We start from the raw sequence: 25009 nt of genomic DNA, 5'->3' as shown, positions 1-25009 counted from the left end.
CCCGTTCGCATGTGCTGGAACCCCGGCCCGCGTCGGGGCCGGGGATGCGGCGGCTTTTCGCGCCTTAGCTCTCGCCGTTGATGGCCTGTGCGGCTTCGATGTTCTCGGCGCCGACATCGTCGGTGAACTGGTCCCAGACGGGCTTCATCACCTCGACCCATTCGGCGCGCTGCTCGGGCGTCAGCGTGCGCACCACGCCACCCGCGTCGATCACCGCCTGCTTGGCGGCCTGGTTCACCGCGAAGGACTCCGAATTGCGGGTCTGGGAAACCTCGGCCACGATGGTGGCAAGCTGCTCGCGCACGTCATCGGGCAGCCCCTCCCACCAGTCGACATTGGTCACCAGCAGGTAGTCGATGACGCCGTGGTTGGTCTCGGTCACGCCGTCCTGGACCTCAAAGAACTTCTTGCCGTAGATGTTCGACCAGGTGTTCTCCTGCCCGTCGACGACGCCGGTCTGCAGCGCGCCGTAGACCTCGGAGAAGGCCATCGGCTGGGGCGAGCCGCCCAACGCGGCCATCTGCGCCTTGAGCACCTCGGAATTCTGCACGCGGAACTTCAGCCCCTCGGCATCCGTGGGCGACAGCAGCGGCTTGTTGGCGGACATCTGCTTCATGCCGTTGTGCCAGAACGCCAGGCCCAGCAGCCCGCGGCGCACCATGCTCTCCTTCATCGCCTGGCCGATCTCGGATGCCTGGAAGGCGTCCACGGCCTCGATGTTCTTGAACATGAAGGGCAGGTCGAAGATGCGGAACTTCTTGGTGAACTGCTCGAATTTCGACAGGCTCGGCGCGGCGAGCTGCACGTCGCCCTGAAGCATCGCCTCCAGCACCTGGTCGTCATTGTAGAGCGTCGAGTTCGGGAAGACCTCCATACAGGCCTTGCCATTCATCTCCTCGTTCACGCGGCTCTCCAGCAGGCTGGCCGCGATGCCCTTGGGGTGCTTGTCGGTGTTGGTCACATGGCTGAACTTGATGACGATCTCGCCATCGTCGCAGGCCGCAAGCGCGGAGCCCGCACTCAGGCCAAGGGCGAGGGTCGCCGCGGCGGCGGTGATGAATTTCATCGGATCTCCTCCCAGAGAAAACTGTGTCGGTTTCCGGCATCCCGTCGGGGATGTCCGCGCCAAGGGAAGCCGAGTTGGGCACTCGCCTCAAGCGAAACTTCGCCACACCGGATGCGAAATCCCAAGCTCTTGTCTTTTCACGATTTTCCAATTTCCCAAAAGCACGGGACGGGCGGGAGCGGCGGGAATCCACACATCCAAGGGAGAGACCTGTGCGGAAATCCGCACAGCTTGCGGGACTCAAGCCCCGCGATATATCTCCGCCCGGATGCCGTGACGGGCGAGCTTGTCGTAAAAGGTCTTGCGCGGCAGGTCGAGCGCGCGGGCGGCCTCGGTCGCGTTGCCGCCCGCGCGGCTCAGCGCCTCCACCAGCAGCGTGCGCTCCACCTGCGCAAGCTGCGCCGCAAGCCCCTGCGGCGCATCCACCGCAGGCTCCGAGAGCCCCATGGCGAAGCGCATCGCCGTGTTCATCAGCGCGCGCGCATTGCCCGGCCAGTCCTGCGCCATCAGCCGGGCGATCAACTCGGGCGGGATCTCGGGCTCGGGAAGCGCGGCCTGCTCGCAGGCGATGGCGACGTAATGGCGGAAGAGCACCGGGATGTCCTCGGCCCGCTCGCGCAGCGCCGGGATACGCACCCGCATCACGTCGAGCTTGTAGAAGAGATCGGGGCTGAAGCGTCCCGCCTCCGCCTCGGCGCCCAGATCGCGCGTGCTGCCCGCGACCAGCCGCGCCGGCAGGTCGGCGTCAAGCGCCTCGTTCAGCGCGAATTGCGCGCCCGGCGGCAGCGCCGCCACCTCGTCGAGAAAGAGCGTCCCGCCCTCGGCCTCGGCCAGCAGGGCGTCCAGCGCCTCGGGCGTGACCGACGCGGCGGAGCGTTTCACGAAGGGCCGCACCGAGCCCGCCGACAGCAGGTGGACCACCTCGGCCACCTTGGATATGCCGGTGCCCGGCTCGCCCGTCACCAGCACCTCGACCGAGGCGCGCGCCACCCGGCGCACCCGGTTGCGCAACTCCTGGGCCAGGGCGGATTGCCCGAAGAGCATCCGCGCCGCGGCGTCGCCATCCTCGAGCTGACGCCTGAGCCTGCGGTTCTCGATCACTAGCGCGCGGGTCTTGAGCGCCTTCTCGACCGCCGCCAGCAGCGCCTTGGGGGCACACGGCTTTTCCAGGAAGTCGAAGGCGCCCGCGCTCATCCCGCGCACCGCGGTGGGGATGTCGCCCTGCCCGGTCAGCAGGATCACCGGCAGGTCCGCGTCCTGCCCCTGCACGTAATCGAGCAGCGCAAACCCGTCCTTTCCGGGCATCCGGATGTCGCTGACCACCACGCCCGGAAAATCTGCGGCGATGTGGTCCTTCGCCTCGATATAGGAGCCCGCCTGGATCGCCTCGATCCCGGCCAGTTCCAGTGTCTGGCCCAGCGCCTCGCGCACCTGGCGGTCGTCATCGACCAGCAGGACCCGCCCGGCGCTCATGCCACGGCCTCCATGTCGGCGCTGTCGAGCTCCACCGTGAAGATCGCGCCGCCGTCGGGGTGGTTTTCGCCCCGGATCGCGCCGCCGAAGCTCTGCACCAGCCCGTATGAAATCGACAGGCCAAGCCCCATCCCCTCGGACCGGCCGACCTCCTTGGTGGTGTAGAACGGGTCGAAGATGCGCGGCGGCTCGGCGATGCCGGGACCGGTGTCGCGCACGATCAGCACCACGCGCGCCGCAACTCCGGCCTTACGGCCCAGCGCGATCTCCAGCCGCCGCTCCGCCGCGCCGTCCATCGCGTCGAGCGCGTTGGTCACGAGGTTGAGCACCACTTGCTGTAGCCGCACCTCGCCGCCCCGCACCATCACCGCGACGCCGGGCCGCTGCCACTGCAGATCGACGCCGGCGCGGGCGATCCGGGTTTCGGTCATCTCCAGCACCGCGGCGACGACGCCGCCCATCTCGACCTCCGCGATTGGCTCGTTCTCTTGCCGGGCGAAGGCGCGCAGGTTGCGTATGATCCGCCCCATGCGCCGCGCCAGTTCGGAGATGCGGCCCAGGTTCTCGCCCGCCCGCGCGGCCTCGCCGCGGTCCACCAGAAGCGCACCGTTCTCGGCGAAGGACCGGATTGCCATCAGCGGCTGGTTCAACTCGTGGCTGAGCCCGGCGGACATCTGGCCCAGCGCGCTCAGCTTGCTGGCCTGCACCAGTTCGTCCTGCGCGCGGGTCAGCGCGGCCTGCGCCTCCTCGCGCTCGACAATCTCGCGACGCAGGCGCTTGTTGGTTTGCGACAGCTCGCGGGTGCGCGCCACCACCCGCCGCTCCAGCTCCGCATTGGCGGCGGCCTTCACCGCCAGCCGGTCGGCCAGCGCGCGCCGCCGCTGCGCGAAAAGATAAAGCACCGCACCGAAGATCAGGCAGGTCGCCGCCGCCACCGCCGCCTGAAGCCCCGCGATCCGCGCCGCGGGGCGGGTATCGACCAGCAACTCCGCCGTCAGCCCGATCACCGGCAGGGGCTGGCTCAGGTGCAACGCGCGCGACGGCAGGTAGCGACCGCCGTCGATCCGCCAGATCTCGTGCGGCCCGTGCCGGGTCTCATCCACATCGGGAAACGCGGCGAGCTTACCGGGATCGTGCCCGAAGCGGGCGGGATCGACATCGCCCGGCGCGCGGCTACGGAACATCAACTCACTGCGGTTGCTCACGAAGACGACACCGGAAGCATCGGTGAAGTAGACCGCCTGCGGATCGCCCAGCCACGCCCCCTCCACCGACTCGGCGTTCTGATCGACCAGCACCGCACCCTGCGGCGCGCCGGCGGCCGAAAAGATCGGCGCGGCGAAGCTGAAGACCCGCGCGCCGCGCGGCAGCCGCATGTGATGCATGCCCAGTGCGCCGTTGAACGCGCGCCGCAGCGCCGGGTCGGCGTGGCCGGGACTGCGCCCGCCCGGCGCGGCCCGCGCCAGCACCCTGCCGTCACGGGCCACCAGCACGATGTCGCGCGCCCCGGTGCGGTCGGCTGCACGGCGCAGGATGCGCGCGGCCTCACCCGACACCGGCGCACCGCCGAGCAGGGCGTTCAGGGTCGGATGCTCGGCCATCACCACAGCCAGTTCACGGTATTTCTGCACCTCGCCCACCAGACGGTCCGCGGCCAACGACAGGTCCGCCCGGCCCCGGTCGCGAAGCTGATCGAGCGCCGCTCCATAGCCCAGCCACCAGACGGCGCCCGAAAAAAGCGCCACCGCCGCGAGGAAGAGCGCGGTGACGACGAAAACGGGACGGCCTGCGGCAGGAGCGGTCATGGCGCCAAGACTAGAAAGCCCGCGACGAAAACGCCAGACGGTTACGGGCCGCGTCGCGGCCGGATGTCAGCCCTCGTCCAGCGAGCCGTGGATGGCAATCTGGGAAATGTCGGCCGCGCCCGCCTCGATCGCGCGGTACTGTTCGCGCACCCCCGCCTCGGTCAACTCGCGCGCCACGGTCAGCAGCGTGTTGGGATCGTGATCCTCGCAGAGATCGGCCATATGCGCGATCTCCTCGCGCGCGGTGCCCAACGCCGCCTCAACCGAGGGCGCGCCGTAGATATCGACGAAATGCCGCGCCAGCCCGTGGACCAGCGCCTCGGCCTCGGTCGCCTCGACCTGCGTGACCGCGACGAAGGTGACGCGGCCGAAGGTCTCCAGCCCGAGCCACCCGTTGGCGAAGGCCTGTCGCGCCTTGCCCACCAGGTCGCCCTCGCCCCAGTTGGAGAACTCGAACCCGCCGCTTATCGCCCATTCGCCGGTGCGTGCCGGGTTGTGGAAAATCCGCGTGTCGCTCTCGTCGAAATGGATCGCGCGGGCCAGTTTCATGCGGCCTCCCCTTCCTCGAGACGGCTGGAAAGCGGGATCAGATGCGTGTCCCGCCCGTCGCGCAGCAGCATCCCGAACCGCTCGTCCACGCCCAGGAACGTGCCCTGCCGCCCGTCCACCGCGACCGCCTCGCCCACTCGCTTGGCCAGCCCCATCCATTCGGTGTGGATGCGCGCCGCGCCCGCGTCCTCCCAGGTGTTGAGCCAGACGAGCATGTGCCGCGCCCAGGCTTCGAGCAGCGCCACGCCGTCCACCTCGGCGCAACCTTCGGCATAGAGCGAGGTCCGCTCCGGCGTCGCGCCAGGGGCATCGTCGTCCACGGGCAGAAGCGGCAGGTCGAGCCCGATCACCAGCCAGTCCGGCACGGCCTGCGGATCGCGGGTGGAGGCCGCGGCGCGAAACCGCCCGCAGGCGGCGCCGTTGACCTCGATACCCCCGCTCCAGGTTAGATGGACCGCAACCTCCGGCGGGGCGAGCGCGCCCAGCGCGTTCTGGAAGCCGATGCCGCAAACCGGCAGGGCGATCATCGCCTCCTCCAGCGGCCGTTCGGGCGCGAAGACGATCGCCGCGCGCAACCGGTCCGCCTGCACGTTGTGGACCACCAGCCCCGCGTCGCAGCCCAGCACCGCCAGCGCGCAGGCCTTGGCGAAGGGATCGGTCACGCCATCCACGGCGCGGCCGGTCAGAAGCGGCGGGAAGGTCGCGGCGGTCATGCAGGCGCGCCCTCCGCCCAGGATGCGGTCAGGCTGCGCGCCAGCGCCCGGAAGGCCTCGGCCTGCGGGCTGCCGGGTTTCGACACCACGATGGGCGCGCCGCCGTCGGACGCCGTTCGGATGTCGATATGCAGCGGGATCTCGGCTAGCAGCGGCACCCCCAGCTTCGCGGCTTCCGCCTTGACACCGCCATGACCGAAGACATGCTCCTCATGCCCGCAATTGGAACAGATATGGGTGGACATGTTTTCCACCAGGCCAAGGATCGGCGTCTTCATCTTGGCGAACATGTCGATGGCCTTGCGCGCATCCATAAGCGCCACGTCCTGCGGGGTGGAGACCACGATCGCGCCGTCCACATGGGCCTTCTGCGTCAGCGTCATCTGCACGTCGCCCGTGCCCGGCGGCAGATCGACGATCAGCACGTCGAGCGCCCCCCATTGCACCTGCCCCAGCATCTGCTGGAGCGCCCCCATCAGCATCGGCCCACGCCAGACGACGGCCTCCTCCTCGCGCGTCAGGAGCCCGATCGACATCAGCGTGACGCCATGATTGCGCAACGGCAGGATGGTCTTGCCGTCGGGCGAGGCCGGGCGGCCGGAAATGCCCAGCATCCGGGGCTGCGAGGGGCCGTAGACATCGGCATCCAGCAACCCGACGCGCAGCCCATCGGCCGCCATCGCCACCGCCAGATTGGCCGCGACGGTGGACTTGCCGACGCCGCCCTTGCCGGACGCGATCGCGATGATCCGCGCGATGCCGGGCAATTTCTGCGGCCCCTTGGGTTCCACCGCGCGCGGCTTGAGCTCGGGCGGCGGCTTGGGCGCGCTATGCGCCGTCATGACCGCGGAGACGCTCTCCACGCCTGCAACGCTCCGCGCCGCGTCCTCGGCCGCGGCGCGCACGGGCTCGTAGGTCTTGGCCCGCGCCGGGTCGATCTCCAGCACGAAGCGCACGGTCCCGCCCTCGACGGTCAGCGCGCGGACCAGGCCCGCAGACACGATATCCCCGCCGCTCAACGGATCGGCGACCGCCTTGAGTGCCTCCAGCACAGCATCGCGCGTGGCCATCAGTCCTCCTGCCCCGTGATCTCGCCCTCGACCACATGCTCCAGGTCGAGCCCCTCGACCGTCAGCACGACGCGGGCCTTGTAGGTCTTGCCGGCGGTGTCACCGGCATTGCGCATCGCCTCCTCGATGGCCTGTTGCGAGGTCACGCCGACCTGCTTGAGATACTTGCGCATCGACATGTTGAAATCGCCGCTCATCTTCATCCTCCGTGGCTGTGAGTTGACCCGAGGGGCATCCCGCCCCTAGGCTTGATGGGTTCCGTCGGCAAACACAAGATAGCCTGATGTCCGCAATCCTGCGAACGGCGCTCGCCCTTCTGTTGCTCGCCGCCCCGGCCGCGGCTGGGGAGCGCGGCTTCACGCTGCGCGCCGATCCGTCCCTCGTGGCGTCCGGCCTGATGGACTTCATCCTGCCGCGCTTCTCGCTCAAGACCGGCGTCCAGGTGACGCTGACCGAAGACGCCGCCGACGCGGTCCTTGGCCCCGGCGGAAAGCGCGCGGCCATCAGCGGACCGGACAGCATTCATCGTATCACCGCCGAGGGCGAGCATGCCAGCCGTTTCGCAGACTGGCTGTTGTCGGATATCGGCCAGAGAACCGTCGCCGATTTCCCGCCCTATTCGGGCGCCGCAACGGGTGAGGCGGCCACGGACGACGCCGGGTTCGAGGGCAACGCCCGGCTGGGCGAGGAACTGGCGCTGACCCATTGCGGCCGCTGCCACGTGGTCAGCGAGGCGAACCGCATGAGCGGCATCGGCTCCACCCCGTCCTTCGCCGCGCTGCGCGGCTTCGCGGACTGGGATACGCGTTTCGCGGGTTTCTTCACGCTCAACCCGCACCCGTCCTTCACCCAGATCGCGGGGGTCACGCCGCCCTTCCCACCCGAGCGGCCCGCTCATATCGTGCCGGTCGAGCTGACGATGGACCAGCTCGACGCGATCCTGGCCTATGTCACCGTGCTGGAGCCGGCCGATCTGGGGGCGCCCGTCCAAGTTCAGTGATCCTTGCGCTTGGAGTAGTAATCCTCGGTGGTGCGCGGCCGCGGGCGCTCGCCGCCCTGGAACGGGTTGTCGGCGGAATGGTACTGCGCCTGCACCCGGCAATCGTCGCACATGCGGATCATCCTGGTCTTGTCTTCGCTGTCGTACATGTAGTGGCTGCCGCCCAGCTTGGCCACGATCCGCTCGACGGTGGATTTCACACCGAAGGGCTTGCCGCATTCGATACACTCATAGGGCTCTTCCTCGTGCAGCACGCGCTGCGCCATAACCCCGTCGCCCAGGTCCATCTGCGGGCGCAGCGTGATCGCGTCCTCGGGGCAAATATTGGCACAGAGCCCGCATTGGAGGCACGCATCCTCCTGGAACCGCAGTTGCGGCGAGTCGGGATTGTCGCCCAGCGCCCCTGACGGGCAGAGCCCGGCGCAGGACAGGCAGAGCGTGCAGGCTTCGGTGTCCACGAGCACCGCGCCATAGGGCGCGCCCGCCGGCAGGTCCAGCACCGTATCCGCCGGGTTGAGCGCCTTCGCCGCCAGCCGCGCGACCTGGCGGCGGCTGCCCATCGGCAGCACCGGCTCCAACGGTTGCGCCTCGGGCCGCTCGGAATAGAGCATCTCAGACAGCCCGTCCGGATCATCCGCGTCGAGCACCCGGATGGGCCGCCCGCCCGACAGCGCCTCGGCCAGCGCCTGCTCGCGCGCCAGCACGTCGCGTTCGGTCTCGGGTGCCGGCAGGATATCCACCGCGGCGAAACCGCAGGCCAGCGCGGCCAGCATTTCCGCATGGCCGAAACCCGCCAGCGTGGCCATTTCCAGCGGCACCACATCGGCGGGCAACCCGCGCCCGAACCGCGCGGCGAGCGAGATCATTTCCGAGCCGAACCCGGCATCCGTCACCAACATCCGCGGCGCGGTGCCACCCGCTTTTCGGTAGGCCGTGGCCATGGCCTCAATCCGGCGGAAAACATGGCGCACCGGCGGCGCGTCAAAGGAGATCGCGCCCGACGGGCAAAGCGCCGAGCACGCCCCGCAGCCCGCGCAGATGTTCGGGTCCACCGCGACGTGATCGCCCGCCGGGCTGATCGCGCCGGTGGGGCAGGCGTCCAGGCATTTGGTGCAACCGGTCTGACCGGCGCGGGAATGCGCGCAAAGTTGCGGCTCGAGCGCCACGTAAAGCGGCTTCTCGAAGGTCCCCACAGCCTGCCCGGCCTCGAAGACCGCCGCGGCGACCGCGTTTGGATCGCCCGGATCGGCGCGGAAATAGCCGTCGCGCTTGCGATGCGCGGGAAAGAGCGGCGGCGCGCGGCGCAGGTCGAGAATGACGTCGCAGACGCTCTTGCCCCCGTCCCTGGGTTCGGTCAGTCCGAAGGCCCCGCGCCCGCCCGGCTGAAGCAGTTGCAGCGCGTCGATGCGCAGGCTGAAATCGCCGAGCGACCCGGTCGCGGAGACGAGCCGCCCGACCGTCACGTCGAAAGCCCGGCTGACCGGCAACTCGGCTGGCGTGTCCAGCAGCACGGTCACCGCCAACGCCTCCGACAGCCGTTCGGCGGCAGACAGCGCCACATCGGCCGCCCCCAGGATCAGGCAGAGCCCTTCGGAGGCAACCTCCATCAGTTTCGTGTCCGGTTCCGGCAACAGCGCGTCGGCGACCAGCGCAGCCATCTTGGGCCCGGCCTCCGCGGCCTCGTCGGACCAGCCGGCACGGTCGCGGATATCTACGAATTGCGGCGTTTCGGCTCCGATCTCGGCGGCGAGTTCCTCGAACCGCTCGCGCTCCTGCATGCAGGCGATGGCCACGTCGCCCCCGGCCATGGCCTTGGCGGCGGTTTCGGCCTGGTGCAGGCAAAGTCCGGTATGGATTTTCGAGCAGCCGAGCCCCGCGCCGCGCTCGATCGCCCCGGCGTCGATGGTCTGGCTGCCCAGACAATCACACAAAATCAACTTCTTGACCATGATGCTCCCCTATTCGGGCATGCCGAACCCCGGATCCGCCCCGCCGCGCGGCACATAGCCTTATGCGCGGTATTGGTAAGGATTCATAACCAACTGATTCGGTTTGAAAAGGGCGGATTTTCCTGACAAATACAGTCTGATTTGCCAATATTGGACATTTCGTCCAATGCCGCCGCCGATCCGCCGGTTGCCCGGACAATTTGACCCCCGCCACCCCGCTCCAGGACGGTAACATCCCCGACATACCCGCTGAACGGCCAGAAAAATCTTGGTCGACGGGCGCAATGGCCTCAAACTGATTCCCAAGCTGGGCATTGCGCCCCGGCCAGGGAGGAAACGGCAAGAATGGCGCTCAGCCACGCTTCGATGCCTTTGGGGATCGTTATCCGGAAGTCGCCCGGCGTTACACGCTGGGCCAAATGGGTTTGGAAGGCGGTCGCGGTCCTGCCGGGCGCCGCCCCGGCCAATTGGCTCGAGATGCGGCGCGAGGGCGAGGTCGTGGAATACCACGCCGCAACGCTGCCGCTGGAACTGTGGTCCTCCGACACCGAAGCCTATCTCGCCGGGCTTTCGGCGCGCATCCCCACCGTGGCCGTCGTCATGCGCGAAACCACGGGCGGACCGGAGCCGATCGAGCCGCTTCTCGTCACCGCCTCGCCCTACGAGGCGCAGGACTATCTCGACAGCGGCGAAGAACAGGTCGAACTCGTGCCGATCCCGCACGGTCTGGTGGCCTGGATTCGCGACTTCGTGCAGGCCCATCACGAAGACGAGATCTTCGTCAAGCGCCAGCGCGACCGCGCCCGCGTGGACCGGGTCGAGGACGGCAAGGGCGATGTCCGAATTCCGCAGATGTCCGATGTCTACCGCGCCCCGCACAAGCGGAGGGTAAGCTGATGGCCGATTTCTGGTCCCACCGCCGCGCCGCCGTCGCCGCCGAGGATGCCGCCGAGGTCCGCGCGTCCGAAGCTGCCGCCGAGGGCGAACGCAACGCCGCGCTGGAAGAACGGGACGACGAGGAGATTCTGGCCGAACTCAATCTGAAGGCGCCCGAGGAGATGCGGCCGGGCGATGATTTCAGCGCCTTCATGAAGGCCGCGGTACCCGACCGCCTGCGCCGCCGCGCGCTGCGCGTTTTGTGGCGGTCGAACCCGATGCTCGCCAATCTCGACAGCCTCGTGGACTATGGCGAGGATTTCACCGACGGCGCCACCATCATGGCCAACATGCAGACCACCTATCAGGTCGGCAAGGGCATGCTGCGACACGTCACGAGCATGGCGGAGGCGGCCGAAGCCGACGCCGCCGCGCCCCCTGCCGAACCGGGCGAGGCGGAGGCGGATGCGCCGGCCCTGGCCGAGACGGAGGAAACCGAGGGCCTGCCCGAAACTGGCGCCGAACCACAGGAAACAGCCGCCGACGCGCCGCCCGAACCCGAAACCGCCACGGACGAAGCCCCGCCTTCGGCCCCGCGCCGCATCCGCTTCGATTTCGCCTGAAGGAGACATGATGACCGCCGCCGAAACGCCCCAAGCCATTGCCGAAGAAGACAAGCTGCGCGCCGATCTCTACGATTTCCTGGGCGCCCTGCTTGCCCGGCCGCCCTCGAAGGCGCGGCTGAAGCAATGCGCGGGCCTGACCGGCGACGACAGCGAATTGGGACGGGCGATCCGGGCCCTGTCGCGCGTGGCGCAGGCCACGACCGAGAAAAGCGCCGAGAGCGAGTTCAACGCGCTCTTCATCGGACTGGGGCGCGGCGAATTGCTGCCCTATGCCAGCTACTACCTGACAGGCTTTCTGAACGAGAAGCCACTGGCCATGCTGCGCAATGACCTGGCCGCAAACCATATCGAACGTGCGCCGAATGTCTTCGAGCCGGAGGACAATCTGGCAAGCCTCTGCGAGGTAATGGCGGGGCTGATCACCGGCCGGTTCGGCGCGCCGGCCACGCTGGAGCGCCAGCGCGAATTCTTCAACCGCCACATCGCCCCTTGGGCGACCCACTGTTTCACTGATTTGGAAGCCGCCAGGAACTCGGTCTTCTATGCCCCGGTCGGCGCGATCGGCCGGGCCTTCATGGAGATCGAGCGCGAGGCGTTCCGAATGACGGCGAGCTGACAATCGGCCCGCCCCAACCGGCACCCCGGTGCCACAAGAAGAGGAGACCCAGATGAGCAAGAAGGAGGAGAGCGGCAACAGCCGGCGCGATTTCCTGAAGCTGGGCCTGACCGCCGCTCCGGCGGCCGTGGCCACAGCCGCGCTCGGATCGGCCGACACGGCCGAAGCCGCGTCCGGCGCCCCCGAGGAGGGGATGCAGGACACCGCGCATACCCGCGCCTATTACGAAAGCGCCCGTTTCTGACGGACCCTTTCACCCCAAGCCATGGCCAACGGTTGCGTGACGCCCTGCGGCCATAAAACCACAACCCACCCGATGCCCCGACAAGCGGCGGGGTCCATGAGGGAGAGAGACATGCTCAGGAAAAAGACCAACGGGGTTGCGAAACGCCCCCAGCGGACCGGCCTGCTGTCCAGCGTCGCCGGGAAATCCGTCGACCGACGGACATTTCTGCGCGGCTCCGGTCTGGCGATCGGCGGCCTTGCCGCCATCGGCGCGACCGGCGGCACCGTGACGAAAGCCTCCGCGCAATCGGCCGTCGACGGCGCCGTGGAGACGGTCAAGTCCGTCTGCACCCACTGCTCGGTCGGCTGCACCGTCATCGCCGAAGTATCGAACGGCGTCTGGACCGGGCAGGAACCCGGCTGGGACAGCCCGTTCAACCTCGGTGCGCATTGCGCCAAGGGCGCCTCGGTGCGCGAGCACGCGCATGGCGAACGCCGCCTCAAGTACCCGATGAAGAAAGAGGGCGGCGAGTGGAAGCGCATCAGCTGGGAACAGGCGATCGACGAGATCGGCGACGGCATGATGAATATCCGCGAGGAAAGCGGGCCGGATTCGGTCTATTGGCTGGGCAGCGCCAAGCACAATAACGAGCAGGCCTATCTCTTCCGCAAGTTCGCCGCCTATTGGGGCACCAACAACGTGGACCATCAGGCGCGGATCTGTCACTCGACGACCGTGGCCGGCGTTGCGAATACATGGGGCTACGGCGCCATGACCAACTCCTACAACGACATCCACAATTCCAAGGCCATCTTCATCATCGGCGGCAACCCGGCCGAGGCGCATCCCGTCTCGCTCCTGCACGTCCTGAAGGCCAAGGAGGAGAACAACGCCCCGCTCATCGTCTGCGACCCGCGCTTCACGCGCACGGCCGCGCATGCCGATGAATACGTGCGCATGCGTCCCGGTTCGGACGTGGCTCTGATCTGGGGCATCCTGTGGCACATTTTCGAGAACGGCTGGGAGGACAGGGAGTTCATCCGCACCCGTGTCTGGGGGATGGACCAGATCAAGACCGAGGTCGCCAAATGGACGCCCGAGGAAACCGAGCGTGTGACCGGCGTGCCGGGCAGCCAGCTTCGCCGTGTGGCGCGCACGATGGTCAACAACCGTCCGGGCACCGTGATCTGGTGCATGGGCGGCACCCAGCACACCAACGGCAACAACAACACACGCGCCTACTGTGTCCTGCAACTGGCGTTGGGCAACATGGGCACGTCGGGCGGCGGCACCAACATCTTCCGCGGCCATGACAACGTGCAGGGCGCGACCGACCTGGGCGTGCTCAGCCACACCCTGCCCGGCTATTACGGGCTGAGCGCCGGCGCGTGGGGCCACTGGGCCCGTGTCTGGGGCGAGGATCTCGACTGGCTCAAGGGGCAGTTCGTCACCACCACCGGGGCCGACGGCACGGAGAAGGCGCTGATGAACCTCGCCGGCATTCCGGTCAGCCGCTGGATCGACGGCGTGCTGGAAGACCCCGCCAACATGGACAACCCCAACAAGGTCCGTGCCATGGTCTTCTGGGGTCATGCGCCGAATTCGCAAACGCGCCTGAAGGAGATGAAGACGGCGATGGAGCAACTCGACATGCTTGTCGTGATTGACCCCTACCCGACCGTCTCGGCGGTGCTGCATGACCGGACCGACGGCGTCTATCTGCTGCCGGCGGCGACGCAGTTCGAGACCCGTGGCTCGGTCACGGCCTCCAACCGCTCGCTCCAGTGGCGTGACACGGTGGTCAATCCGCTGTTCGAATCCAAACCGGACCAGGAGATCATCGGTCTCTTCGCGCAGAAATTCGGCTTCCACGACCGCATATTCCGCAACATCAAACTGGAAGACGACGGCGTGACACCGGAAATGGAAGACACGCTGCGCGAGATCAATCGCGGCATGTGGACGATCGGCTATACCGGCCAGTCGCCGGAGCGGCTGAAACTGCACATGGCCAACCAGCACACGTTCGACAAGACGACGTTGCAGGCGGTGGGCGGTCCCGCGGATGGCGATTATTACGGGCTGCCCTGGCCAAGCTGGGGAACGCCGGAGATGAACCATCCGGGCACGCCGAACCTCTACGACTTGTCCAAGCCCGTCAGCGAGGGCGGCCTGACCTTCCGCGCCCGGTTCGGGGTGGAACGCGATGGCGACAACCTTCTGGCCGAAGGCGTCTATTCGGCGGGATCGGAAATCAAGGACGGATATCCGGAATTCACCATGCAGATGCTGATGGATCTCGGCTGGGACAGCGACCTGACGGACGAGGAGCGCGCCGCCATCGACGCGGTGGCCGGTCCGGACACCAACTGGAAGACCGACCTTTCCGGCGGCATCCAGCGGGTGGCGATCAAGCATGAATGCGCACCCTTCGGCAATGCCAAGGCCCGCGCGGTCGTGTGGACCTTCCCCGATCCGGTGCCGCTGCACCGCGAGCCGCTCTATACCAGCCGGCGCGATCTGGTGGCGGATTATCCGACCTACGAGGACCGTTTCGCCTATCGCCTTCCGACCATGTATGCCTCGATCCAGAAGCAGGATTTCTCCAAGGACTATCCGATGATCCTGACATCTGGGCGCCTTGTGGAATACGAGGGCGGCGGCGACGAGACCCGGTCGAACCCCTGGTTGGCCGAGTTGCAGCAGGACATGTTCGTCGAGATCAACCCGCGCGACGCCAACAATCTGGGCGTGCGGGACGGCGCACAGGTCTGGCTCGAGGGCCCGGAAGGCGCCAAGGTCAAGGTCATGGCCATGGTCACGGAACGCGTGGGAGCGGGAGTGGCGTTCATGCCCTTCCACTTCGGCGGTCATTTCGAGGGCAAGGACCTGCGGGACAAGTACCCCGAAGGCGCCGATCCCTACGTTTTGGGCGAGAGCTCCAACACCGCTCAGACCTATGGCTATGACTCGGTCACGCAGATGCAGGAGACGAAAGCCACTCTCTGCAAAATCTGGGCCGCTTGAAGGAGGACTGATCAATGGCAAGAGCTAAGTTTCTCTGCGACGCGGAACGCTGTATCGAGTGCAACGCCTGCGTCACTGCCTGCAAGAACGAGCACGAGGTGCCCTGGGGCATCAACCGGCGGCGCGTCGTCACGATCAATGACGGCAAGCCGGGTGAGCGCTCCATCTCGGTGGCGTGCATGCACTGCTCGGACGCGCCCTGCATGGCCGTCTGCCCGGTGGATTGCTTCTACCAGAACGAGGAAGGCGTGGTCCTGCACTCCAAGGACCTGTGCATCGGCTGCGGCTATTGCTTCTACGCGTGCCCCTTCGGCGCGCCGCAATACCCGCAGGCGGGCAATTTCGGCTCCCGCGGCAAGATGGACAAATGCACGTTCTGTGCAGGCGGACCGGAGGAGAACCACTCCACCGCCGAGTTCCAGAAATACGGCCGCAACCGGATCGCCGAAGGCAAGCTGCCGATCTGCGCCGAGATGTGTTCCACCAAGGCTCTGCTGGCGGGCGATGGCGACACCGTGTCGGCGATCTACCGCGAGCGCGTTGTCGCGCGGGGCTTCGGCTCCGGCGCCTGGGGCTGGGGCACGGCCTACGGCCAGAAGGGCGGCTGAGCGGCGGGGGCCGTCCGCAAGAACGGTCCCTGCTCCGGTCACGCGATGTCATGACGGCGCAGGGCGGCTCTCCGGGCCGCCCTGCTGACCTTCCGACTCCGGCATTCTCCAACGTGGGATTTTGATCATGCGCACCATCCTCGCCGCCTTTCTCTCCATGCTACTGCTGGGCGCCCTGCCCGCGCCGGCCGCCGCACAGGACGCCACGGGCGCCGCGCCCGACCGTTCCGCCACCGGCGGGGCGCAAACACTGGAAGACATTCTCGCGCGCCAGCGCGGCGAGAAGGTCGATAACGATTTTCGGCGCAACGCCACGTCCGACGGGCAGATCCCCGGCGCCCCGGCGCCGCAGCTTGCGCCGCTCGGCGGGCTCTCCGATTCCGAGATCTGGCGCGACCTGCGCTTCAACGAGGCCGATGTCTCAGCCTCGGCCCGCGGCCCCGCGGCCGGCGTTCTGGTGCAGGACGGCGGGATGCGCTGGCTGCAACTGCGCGACGGTCCGCTGCGCGTCTATGGCGGCTATCTGCTGCTCGGCATGATCGCCGTGATCGCGCTCTTCTACCTGATTCGAGGCCGCATCCGTATCGACGGCGAGAAAACCGGCCGCACGATCCTGCGCTTCAACAGCGTCGAACGCTTCGCGCACTGGACGCTGGCGGGCTCCTTCATCCTGCTGGGCATCACCGGGCTGGTGTCGCTCTTCGGGCGCGTGGCGCTGATCCCGCTCTTCGGCAAGGAGGCGTTCTCCACACTCGCCTTGGCCTCCAAATGGGTGCACAACAACGTGGCCTGGGCCTTCATGCTGGGCCTCGTCCTGGTCATCGTGCTCTGGGTGATCGAGAACATTCCCAACCGGCACGACCTGAAATGGCTGGCCGTGGGCGGCGGGCTCTTCTCCAAGGGCGTCCACCCGCCGGCCAAGAAGTTCAACGCGGGCCAGAAGCTGATCTTCTGGGCGGTGGTGATCCTCGGCGTGTCGATCTCGGCCTCGGGGCTGTCGTTGCTCTTCCCGTTCGAGCTGCCGATGTTCGCCGCGACCTTCGAGACGCTCAACGCGCTCGGCATCCCGCAGGCGATTGGCCTGGGCGAGTTGAACACCGCGCTGGCGCCGCATGAGGAAATGCAGCTCGCGCAGCTCTGGCATGCCATCATCGCCTTCATCTTCATGGCGATCATCATTGCGCATATCTACCTGGGCAGCCTGGGCATGGAAGGCGCCTATGACGCAATGGGCTCGGGCGAGGTCGAGGTGCAATGGGCGAAGGAGCATCACCGCCTGTGGTACGATGAAGTGACCGCAGGTTCGGAGGATGCGCCGCAGGCCGGGCGGACCCCGGCGGAATAATGCGCGCCATCCTGGTCACCCTGTTGACCCTGATCCCCACGCTGGCCGGTGCGGGCGACTTCTTCACGCTCAAGGGGCATGGCGGCCCGGTGCGCGGCCTGGCCGAGGGGCCGGACGGCGCGATCCTGACCGCGAGTTTCGACAATTCCGTGGGCTACTGGCAGGGCGCGGAGCCGCGCTGGTTGGAAGGCCACCGCGCCGCAGTCAACGCCGTGGTCTTCGCGGGCCCTGGCTGGGCGGTTTCGGCAAGCGACGATTTCGACCTGCGGGTCTGGGATCTCGAGAGCGGCGCGGCGCGTGTTCTTTCGGGCCACAAGGGCAAGGTGATGGGGCTTGCGGTCTCGCCCGATGGCGGCACCGTCGCCTCGGCAAGCTGGGACGGAAATATCGGGCTCTGGCCACTGGACGGCGGCGGGGCGCCGCGCTTCCTGACCGACCACACGGCCGGCGTCAACGATGTCGTCTTCTCGCGGGACGGCAAGACGCTCTACTCCGCCTCAACCGATGGCACGATCCGCGTCTGGGACGTGGAGACCGGCGATGAGCGGCAGATCCTCCTGCGCCACGGCTTCGGCATCAACGCGCTCTGGCTGGACGAGACCGCGGGCTGGCTGGCCTATGGCGCGGTGGACGGCGCGACACGGGTGGTCGATCCCGCCAGCGGCGACACGATCGCGGATTTCACGCTGGACCGGCGGCCCATCCTGGACCTGGCCGGGCATCGCGGAGCAGGGCTCCTAGCGGCGGCTGACGGCCAAGGCTTCATCATGGTAATCGACACAGCGGACTGGCGCATCCGCCGGGATTTCCGCGCCGCACGCATCGGGCCGGTCTGGGCGTTGGCCTTCTCGGCCGACGGAACCAACATCCATGCCGCGGGGCTGGACGACATCATGTATTCCTGGCCTGTCGATGCGATGGACGACTACGCCAAGATGACGGCTACCGCGCGCAGCTTCCTCAAGGACCCCACAACGATGAGCAATGGCGAGCGGCAGTTCATGCGCAAATGCTCCATCTGCCATGCGCTCGGCCCCGACGGCAAACGCCGGGCCGGGCCCACGCTGCACGGCATTTTCGGGCGTCCGGCGGGCAGCCTGCCCGGCTATCGCTACTCCCGGACGCTGCGCGACTCCGACATCGTCTGGACCGAAGAAACCATCACCGCCCTGTTCGATCTGGGCCCCGATCACTATATTCCGGGCAGCAAGATGCCCATGCAGCGCATCACGCGCGCGGAAGACCGCGCCGATCTGGTGGATTTCCTGCGCCGCGCCACAACATCGCTGGGAGACTGACATGAAAGCCATGCTGACCGCATTCGCCGTGATCGCGATCATCGCCGTTGCCGCGCCGCTGGTTCTCGAACGCGCGGGCTTCTCCGCGCAGGAGCGCAGCGCGAGTACCGCGACCCGCCTGGATTGAAGCCGGCCGCTGTCCAGCCATGAACCAGCCCCAACACCCTTCCGCCAGGGACGGAACGCCGGCCGTCGCGCCCGCCTTCGGTGCGGACCTGGCGCATGCATCGATCCTGGTGGTCGATGGCGACCCGGAGGCGCGCGACCTGCTGTCCTCTGTCCTCGGACCGCATGTGAGGCGGATCGAGGCGGCGGCATCGCCGGAGGACGCCTCGCGCTGCCTCGATACCGGCCATTTCGACATCGTGATCCTGGAGAACGCTTTGCCCGGCAGGACCGGGCTGGACTGGCTGCGCGAGCAGAACGAGGTGGGGCTCTTCGCCGAGACAATCCTTGTGACCGAAAATGCGCATATGGAGACGGCGATAGAGGCGTTGCGCGCAGGGGCCGCCGACCTGGTGCTCAAGCCGTTCGGCTCAAGCCAGATACTGAGCGCTGTGGGGCGCTGTCTGGACCGGTTGCACCAGCGCCGCGATAATTTCATCCTGAAGGGCGCGGAGAGGCGCGGGCGGCTTCTGGGCACCTCCCCGGCAATCGCCGGGATCGTGGAGACGCTGGAGAAGCTCGCGCCGCTCGCCACGCCGGTGCTGTTCACCGGCGCGACCGGCACCGGCAAGGAAGTGGCCGCGCGCACGCTGCACGCCCTTTCGGACCGGGCGGAGAAACCCTTCGTGCCGGTCAATTGCGCCGCGATCTCGCCCGGCCGGATCCATGACGATCTCTTCGGATCGGTCTCTGCCGCCGGCACCGAACGCCGGGACGGGCTGCTTCTGCATGCGAATGGCGGCACGCTCTTCCTGGACGAGATCGCGGAAATGCCGCGCCCGGTGCAGGGCGCGATCCTGCGGGTGATCGAGGAACGGCGCATTCGCCCCGCCGGCGCCACGCGGGAGCTGCGGCTGAACCTGCGTTTCCTCATCTCCACCAATGCCGATCTGGACAGGGCGGTGGCCGCCGGCCGGTTCCGCGCCGACCTCTTTCACCGCATCAGCGTGATGACCGTGCGGATGCCCTGCCTGAAAGACCGGCTGGAAGACCTGCCCGCGCTGGCCGATGCATTCATCCACACAATCGCCCGCGACCGCGGCGTGAAGCCGCTCGACCTGACCGGGGAGGTGCTCGCCAACCTGGCGCGCCATGACTGGCCGGGCAATGTCCGCGAACTGCGCAACACGATCGAACGCGCGCTGGTCCTGGGCCGGTTCCCCGACGAGATCGCCGGGCACGGCCCGGCCCCCGGCGTCAGCGGCGACCCGGTGGACTCGCTTCAGGCGGTGGAAAGGCGGCATATCCTGGGCGTCCTGGAAGCCTGCGGGGGCAACCGGGCCGAGGCCGCCCGCCGTCTGGGCATCGCGCGCAAGACCATCGACCGCAAATGCGCCATGTGGAAGGTCTGAGGCGCCTCCGCGCTCAGCCGCGCCAGTCGAAGAAGCCCCGCCCCGCCCGGCTCAGCAGCGTTTCGGCCAGCGCGCGCCCCATCTCGGGGCCGTCGGCGACCGGGCCCTCGATGGCGTCGGCATGCGCCTCCGACCCGTCGGGGCGCAGGATCTCACCGCGCAGGCGCAGCGCGCCGCCCGTCACCTCGGCAAGCCCCGCGATGGGCGTCTCGCAGGAGCCGTCGAGCGCCGCCAGGAAGGCGCGCTCGGCGGCCAGCTGCTCGGCGGTGGGTGTATCGTGGATCGGTTCCAGCAACGCGGCGATGCGGCTGTCGCCGCTGCGCCGTTCGATACCGATCGCGCCCTGCGCGACGGCGGGCAGCATGTCGGCGGTGGAGACCGGCCCGCGCGCGACATCCGCACACCCGAGCCGGTTGAGCCCGGCCTGCGCCAGGAAGGTGCAGCGCGCCACGCCCTCGTCGAGCTTGCGCAGCCGGGTCTGGACGTTTCCGCGGAATTCCACCACCCGCAGCGCCGGATACCTGTGCAAGACCTGCGCGCGGCGGCGCAGGCTCGAGGTGCCCACGATATCGCCCTCCGACAACTCCGCCAGCCCCGCCACATGGGGCGAGACGAAGGCGTCGCGCGGGTCCTCGCGCGGCAGGTAGCAATCAAGCACCAGCCCGGCGGGCTGGTCCACCGGCATGTCCTTCATGGAATGCACCGCGATGTCGATCCCGCCCGACAGCATCGCCTCCTCGATCTCCTTGGTGAAGAGCCCCTTGCCGCCGATTTCCTTGAGCGGCCGGTCCTGCACCCGGTCGCCGGTGGTCTTGATGACCACGATCTCGAAGGCATCCTCCGCGGTATCGTGGGCAGCCATGAGGCGCGCGCGCGTCTCATGTGCCTGGGCGAGCGCCAGCGGCGAGCCGCGCGTGCCGATCCGGAGGGGGGTGTCGGGGGTGGGTATGGCCAGTGTCATGTCATCCCTCGTACCCCCGGCCGCGGCGCTGCGCAACTCTCTCGCATTGACATCCCGCGCCACCCGCGTGACAGATCGGCCCGATAGATGCGGGGGGCGATACCATGGCCGATGACAGACTTCTGATGCGCGCGCTGGCGGGCGAGACCCTTCCGGTGCCACCGGTCTGGATGATGCGCCAGGCGGGCCGCTACCTGCCGGAGTACCGCGCCACCCGCGCGCAGGCGGGTGATTTCCTGTCGCTGTGCTACACGCCCGAACTGGCCGCCGAGGTCACGCTGCAACCGATCCGCCGCTACGGCTTCGACGCGGCGATCCTGTTCGCGGACATCCTGCTGGTGCCGCAGGCGCTGGGTGCCGATCTGTGGTTCGTCACCGGCGAGGGCCCGCGCCTGTCCACCGTCACCGGGCCCGGCGACTTCAAGGCGCTGAAACCCGCGGGCGCGATCCACGACCGGCTGGGCCCGATCTACGAGACGGTGCGGCTGCTGCGCCGCGACCTGCCCGCCGAAGTGCCGCTCATCGGCTTCGCGGGTGCGCCCTGGACGGTGGCCACCTACATGATCGCCGGGCGCGGCACCCCTGACCAGGGGCCGGCGCATGCGCTCAAATCCTCCGACCGCGCGACCTTCACCGCGCTGATCGACCGGCTGACCGAAGCCACGACCGAGTACCTGCTGGCCCAGATCGCCGCCGGGGCGGAGGTGGTCAAGCTCTTCGACAGTTGGGCCGGATCGCTCAAGGGCGACGATTTCGACGACTTCGCACTGGCGCCCGCGAAACGGATCATCGCCGCGCTGAAGGCGGCGCATCCGGATGTCCCGGCGATCGCCTTCCCGCGCCAGGGCGGCGCAAAGCTCGACGGGTTCGCCGCCGCCACCGGGGCCGATTGCCTGGCGCTCGACACCGAGGTGGACACGGACTGGGCGGCGCGGGTGTTGCAGCCGCAGTCCTGCGTTCAGGGCAATCTCGATCCGCAGCTTCTGGTCGAGGGCGGGCAGAGACTGATCGACGAGACCCGCCGCATCCGCGACGCCTTCTCGGGCGGGCCGCATATCTTCAACCTCGGCCACGGGATCACGCCCGATGCCGACCCGGCGCATGTCGATGTCATGCTGAAGGCGCTTCGGGGCTGATTGCGCGCTGATCGCAGGCTCAGTCCCCGGCGGGCCAAACTCGGCGCGCGACCAGAAGCGCCACGGCACCGGCCCCGCCCATCGCCAGCATCGTCAGCCCCAGTCCCAGCGCCGGGCCCAGGAAGCCCGCCAACGGATAGCCCACCAGCCAACAGGCGTGGCTGAGCGCGAATTGCGCGGCGAAGAGCGCCGGGCGGTCCCGCGGCAGGGCGGAGCGGCGCAGGAGCCGCCCCGCCGGCGTCAGGATCGTCGAGAGCCCCAGCCCCAGCACGAACCAGATCGCCAGGAAGACCGGCCATGCGGGCCAGCCCGCCAGCGTCACGCCCAGCCCCGCCGCCGCCATCGCACCCGCAGCGAGCGTCCCGCCGGCCAGCATCACCGCGCGGTCGGCCAGACGTTCCAGCAGCCGCGGCAGCGCCAGCGCGGCCAGCATGGAGCCTGCGCCATGCGCGCCCAGCGCCACCGCCAGCGCGACCTCGCCGCCGCCATAGATGCCGCGCGCGATCACCACGCTCTGCACGATCACCACGGCCCCGACCGCCGACACTGTGGCGCTGAGCGCCAGCAGCCCGCGCAGTCGCGGCGCCGCGAAATAGAGCCGCACCCCGCGTGTGAGACGGTCCGCGAAGCTCTGCGGCTGACCCGATGCCACGGCGGGCAGCGCCGTGGCCGCGACCAGCATGGCCGAGGCCAGAAAGCCCGCCACCGTGCCGCCGAAGAGCCACGGCGCGCTGACCACGGCCAAGAGCAGCCCGGCCAGAACCGGGCTGAGCAGGTTCTCCAGATCATAGGCGAGGCGCGCCAGAGACAGGGCGCGGGTATACTCCGCCTCATCCTCCAGAATATCCGGTATCACCCCCTGGAAAGTGGGCGTGAATGTGGCCGAGGCCGCTTGCAGCACGAAGATCAGCAGGTAGATCTGCCAGGCCTCCGTGACGAAGGGCAGGCAGAGCGCGGCCGCCGCGCGCACCAGGTCGGCCGCAATCAGCACCCGCCGCCGATCAAGCCGCGCGACAACCGCATGGGCCAAGGGCGAGAGTCCCACATAAGCCACCATCTTGATGGTCAGTGCCAGACCCAGAACGGTACCCGCGCGCTCCCCCGCGATCTGGTAGGCCGTCAGACCCAACCCGACGGTCAGCAGCCCGGTGCCCAGTAGCGCGATCACCTGCGCCGCGAAGAGCCGCGCATAATCCGGGTGGGCCAGCACCCCCAGCAGCCCGGCACGGCGGCCCCGGTCATCCCTGTTCATGGAAGTGATCGTAGATGGTCTGCGCCAGCGCCGCGGATATTCCGTCCACCGCCTTCAGGTCGGCCAGCCCGGCGCGTGACACCGCCTTGGCCGAGCCGAAATGCGTGAGCAGCGCGCGCTTGCGCGTGGCGCCGACGCCCGGCACGTCGTCGAGCGGTGTGGCGCCCACGGCCTTGGACCGCTTGGCCCGGTGCGCGCCGATGGCGAAACGGTGCGCCTCGTCGCGCAGGCGCTGGATGAAGTAGAGCACCGGATCGGTGCGCGGCAGCGCAAAGGGCCGGGCATGGCCGGGGCGGTGGAACTCCTCCTTGCCCTGGTCGCGGTCGATGCCCTTGGCCACGCCGATCACCGGCACGCCCTCCACGCCGAGATCGGCCATGATCGAGGCGACCGCGCCGACCTGCCCCGCGCCCCCGTCGATGAGCAGCAGATCGGGCCAGGTGCCGCCTTCGCGATCCGGATCGTCCTTGAGCAACCGCCGGAAGCGGCGCGCCAGAACCTCCTTCATCATGCCGAAATCGTCGCCCGGTGTCAGGTCATCGGCACGGATGTTGAACTTGCGGTACTGGTTCTTCTCGAAGCCCTCCGGCCCGGCCACGATCATCGCGCCCACCGCATGCGCGCCCTGGATATGGGAGTTGTCGTAGACCTCGATCCGTGCCGGCGGCGCGTCGAGGCCGAAGGCATCAGCCACGCCGGCCAGCAGCTTGCCCTGCGCCGCGCTCTCGGCCATGCGGCGGCCCAGGCTCTCGCGTGCATTTCGTGCCGCGCCTGCGACCAGTTCCGCCTTCTCGCCGCGCAACGGCACCGCCAGCGTCACCTTGCGGCCCGCGCGCCCCGACAGCGCCTCGGCCATCAGGTCATCGTTTTCGATCGGGTGAGAAAGCAGCACCAGCCGCGGCGGCTCCTTGCCGTCGTAGAACTGGCCCAGGAACGCCTCCAGCACCTCGGCCTCGCCCGCCCCGGCACCGGTGCGTGGATAATAGTCGCGGTTGCCCCAGTTCTGGTTGGCGCGGATGAAGAAGACCTGCACGCAGGCCTGTCCGCCTTCCATGTGGAGCGCCACGACATCCGCCTCGGCCACGCCGCGCGGGTTGATCCCCTGAACCTGTTGGACCTGGGTGAGCGCGCGGATGCGGTCACGCAGGGCGGCGGCGCGCTCGAACTCCAGCGCCGCCGACGCCTCCTCCATCCGGCGGGCCAGATCCTCCTGTATCCGCGTGGACCGGCCGGACAGGAACCGCTCCGCATCCCGGACGAGCGCGGCATAGTCGGCCTTGGAGACATGCCCGACGCAGGGCCCCGAACAGCGCTTGATCTGATAGAGCAGGCACGGCCGCGTGCGGCTTTCGAACGTGGCATCCGAGCAGTTGCGCAGCAGAAACACTTTCTGAAGCTGGTTGAGCGTCCGGTTCACCGCGCCGGCGCTGGCGAAAGGGCCGTAATAGCTGCCCTTCTCGGACTTGCGGCCACGATGCTTCTTGATCTGCGGGAAGTCGTGACCGCCGGTCACGATGATGTTGGGAAAACTCTTGTCGTCGCGCAGCAGCACGTTGTAGCGCGGCTTGAGCTGCTTGATGAGGTTCTGCTCCAGCAGCAGCGCTTCGGTCTCGGTCCGCGTCGTCAGGAACATCATCGACGCGGTCTCGCGGATCATCCGGACGATGCGCGCGGAATGGCCGGCGGGCTTGGCATAGCTGGCGACCCGTTTGCGCAGATTGCGCGCCTTGCCGACATAGAGAACCTGCCCCCGCGCATCGAGCATCCGGTAGACGCCCGGACTGTTGTCGAGGGTTTTCAGGTGGGCCTGCACGCAGGCATATCCCGTCGGGGCGTCTGCGGCGGATCGGTCTTCGGTCGGCTCGGTCATGGGCGCTGCGTGATTCCCTCGTCTGG

The 25009-nt window shown here is 68.3% G+C and carries 23 protein-coding genes; 12 read left to right on the top strand and 11 right to left on the bottom strand.

What is annotated here, in order from left to right:
* Positions 1–64 precede the first annotated feature (64 nt).
* The 7 genes from DDZ14_RS09300 to DDZ14_RS09270 form a co-directional block, all read right to left on the bottom strand.
* Positions 65–1066: a DctP family TRAP transporter solute-binding subunit gene (locus DDZ14_RS09300; RefSeq protein WP_109424691.1), complete on the bottom strand. Its 1002-nt coding sequence runs from the start codon at positions 1064–1066 to the stop codon at positions 65–67.
* A gap of 240 nt (positions 1067–1306) precedes the next feature.
* Positions 1307–2539 (bottom strand): sigma-54 dependent transcriptional regulator, encoded by a 1233-nt coding sequence (locus tag DDZ14_RS09295; RefSeq protein ID WP_109424690.1) that lies wholly within the window; start codon positions 2537–2539, stop codon positions 1307–1309.
* On the bottom strand, positions 2536–4344 hold the full coding sequence (locus DDZ14_RS09290; RefSeq protein WP_109424689.1) for an ATP-binding protein: 1809 nt from the start codon (positions 4342–4344) through the stop codon (positions 2536–2538). Before DDZ14_RS09290 ends, DDZ14_RS09295 begins: the two co-directional genes overlap by 4 nt.
* A gap of 66 nt (positions 4345–4410) precedes the next feature.
* Positions 4411–4893 (bottom strand): DUF6505 family protein, encoded by a 483-nt coding sequence (locus tag DDZ14_RS09285; protein WP_109424688.1) that lies wholly within the window; start codon positions 4891–4893, stop codon positions 4411–4413.
* The gene (locus DDZ14_RS09280; RefSeq protein ID WP_109424687.1) at positions 4890–5606 is read right to left on the bottom strand and encodes a biotin/lipoate--protein ligase family protein; all 717 of its coding nucleotides are present in this window, start codon (positions 5604–5606) and stop codon (positions 4890–4892) included. The genes DDZ14_RS09285 and DDZ14_RS09280 overlap by 4 nt, the downstream gene beginning before the upstream one ends.
* Positions 5603–6676 (bottom strand): Mrp/NBP35 family ATP-binding protein, encoded by a 1074-nt coding sequence (locus tag DDZ14_RS09275; RefSeq protein ID WP_369914772.1) that lies wholly within the window; start codon positions 6674–6676, stop codon positions 5603–5605. The genes DDZ14_RS09280 and DDZ14_RS09275 overlap by 4 nt, the downstream gene beginning before the upstream one ends.
* Positions 6676–6873, bottom strand: a complete 198-nt coding sequence (locus DDZ14_RS09270; RefSeq protein WP_109424796.1) for a DUF6494 family protein — start codon at positions 6871–6873, stop codon at positions 6676–6678. The genes DDZ14_RS09275 and DDZ14_RS09270 overlap by 1 nt, the downstream gene beginning before the upstream one ends.
* Positions 6874–6959: 86 nt before the next feature.
* Between DDZ14_RS09270 and DDZ14_RS09265 the strand changes: the two genes are divergently transcribed.
* Positions 6960–7676 carry a cytochrome c gene (locus tag DDZ14_RS09265; RefSeq protein WP_109424685.1) on the top strand — a complete coding sequence of 239 codons (717 nt, stop codon included), beginning with the start codon at positions 6960–6962 and terminating at the stop codon, positions 7674–7676.
* Here the strand turns inward: DDZ14_RS09265 and DDZ14_RS09260 are convergent.
* The gene (locus DDZ14_RS09260) at positions 7670–9625 is read right to left on the bottom strand and encodes a 4Fe-4S binding protein (protein WP_109424684.1); all 1956 of its coding nucleotides are present in this window, start codon (positions 9623–9625) and stop codon (positions 7670–7672) included. The genes DDZ14_RS09265 and DDZ14_RS09260 overlap by 7 nt on opposite strands.
* A 345-nt stretch (positions 9626–9970) precedes the next feature.
* Between DDZ14_RS09260 and DDZ14_RS09255 the strand changes: the two genes are divergently transcribed.
* The 10 genes from DDZ14_RS09255 (at position 9971) to DDZ14_RS09215 (ending at position 19764) form a co-directional block, all read left to right on the top strand.
* On the top strand, positions 9971–10522 hold the full coding sequence (locus DDZ14_RS09255; RefSeq protein ID WP_233252534.1) for a DUF3305 domain-containing protein: 552 nt from the start codon (positions 9971–9973) through the stop codon (positions 10520–10522).
* Positions 10522–11124, top strand: coding sequence for a DUF3306 domain-containing protein (locus DDZ14_RS09250; RefSeq protein ID WP_109424683.1), 603 nt, complete (start codon positions 10522–10524; stop codon positions 11122–11124). The genes DDZ14_RS09255 and DDZ14_RS09250 overlap by 1 nt, the downstream gene beginning before the upstream one ends.
* A 10-nt stretch (positions 11125–11134) precedes the next feature.
* Entirely contained in the window at positions 11135–11743 is a 609-nt protein-coding gene (locus tag DDZ14_RS09245) for a molecular chaperone (protein WP_109424794.1), read from the top strand.
* A 52-nt stretch (positions 11744–11795) separates the two neighbouring features.
* The gene (locus DDZ14_RS09240) at positions 11796–11987 is read left to right on the top strand and encodes a twin-arginine translocation signal domain-containing protein (RefSeq protein ID WP_109424682.1); all 192 of its coding nucleotides are present in this window, start codon (positions 11796–11798) and stop codon (positions 11985–11987) included.
* A gap of 111 nt (positions 11988–12098) precedes the next feature.
* Positions 12099–14996, top strand: coding sequence for a formate dehydrogenase subunit alpha (locus DDZ14_RS09235; protein WP_109424681.1), 2898 nt, complete (start codon positions 12099–12101; stop codon positions 14994–14996).
* A gap of 14 nt (positions 14997–15010) precedes the next feature.
* Complete coding sequence (gene fdh3B, locus DDZ14_RS09230) at positions 15011–15604, top strand: formate dehydrogenase FDH3 subunit beta (RefSeq protein WP_109424680.1); 594 nt, start codon at positions 15011–15013, stop codon at positions 15602–15604.
* A gap of 127 nt (positions 15605–15731) precedes the next feature.
* On the top strand, positions 15732–16949 hold the full coding sequence (locus tag DDZ14_RS09225; protein WP_109424679.1) for a formate dehydrogenase subunit gamma: 1218 nt from the start codon (positions 15732–15734) through the stop codon (positions 16947–16949).
* Positions 16949–18247 carry a c-type cytochrome gene (locus tag DDZ14_RS09220; RefSeq protein ID WP_109424678.1) on the top strand — a complete coding sequence of 433 codons (1299 nt, stop codon included), beginning with the start codon at positions 16949–16951 and terminating at the stop codon, positions 18245–18247. Before DDZ14_RS09225 ends, DDZ14_RS09220 begins: the two co-directional genes overlap by 1 nt.
* A gap of 1 nt (position 18248) precedes the next feature.
* Positions 18249–18374, top strand: a complete 126-nt coding sequence (locus tag DDZ14_RS20130) for a hypothetical protein (protein ID WP_255417499.1) — start codon at positions 18249–18251, stop codon at positions 18372–18374.
* 19 nt (positions 18375–18393) lie between these two features.
* Positions 18394–19764, top strand: a complete 1371-nt coding sequence (locus DDZ14_RS09215; RefSeq protein ID WP_109424677.1) for a sigma-54 dependent transcriptional regulator — start codon at positions 18394–18396, stop codon at positions 19762–19764.
* Positions 19765–19777: 13 nt separating this feature from the next.
* Here the strand turns inward: DDZ14_RS09215 and hemC are convergent, their stop codons facing one another.
* A complete protein-coding gene (gene hemC, locus DDZ14_RS09210; protein WP_109424676.1) occupies positions 19778–20725 on the bottom strand; it encodes a hydroxymethylbilane synthase in 948 nt (315 codons plus the stop codon).
* Between the two features lie 104 nt (positions 20726–20829).
* Between hemC and hemE the strand changes: the two genes are divergently transcribed.
* Complete coding sequence (gene hemE / locus DDZ14_RS09205) at positions 20830–21861, top strand: uroporphyrinogen decarboxylase (RefSeq protein WP_109424675.1); 1032 nt, start codon at positions 20830–20832, stop codon at positions 21859–21861.
* Positions 21862–21880: 19 nt separating this feature from the next.
* On the opposite strand, the gene DDZ14_RS09200 is transcribed toward hemE, so the two are convergent.
* A complete protein-coding gene (locus tag DDZ14_RS09200) occupies positions 21881–23113 on the bottom strand; it encodes an MFS transporter (RefSeq protein WP_369914764.1) in 1233 nt (410 codons plus the stop codon).
* Positions 23100–24983, bottom strand: a complete 1884-nt coding sequence (gene uvrC / locus DDZ14_RS09195) for an excinuclease ABC subunit UvrC (RefSeq protein ID WP_109424674.1) — start codon at positions 24981–24983, stop codon at positions 23100–23102. Before uvrC ends, DDZ14_RS09200 begins: the two co-directional genes overlap by 14 nt.
* Positions 24984–25009 lie beyond the last annotated feature (26 nt).

Source organism: Maritimibacter sp. 55A14, from assembly GCF_003122205.1.
GTDB lineage: Bacteria > Pseudomonadota > Alphaproteobacteria > Rhodobacterales > Rhodobacteraceae > QEYE01.
The sequence above is the reverse complement of the archived record's forward strand: the minus strand, read 5'-3'. Positions and strand labels throughout refer to the sequence as shown.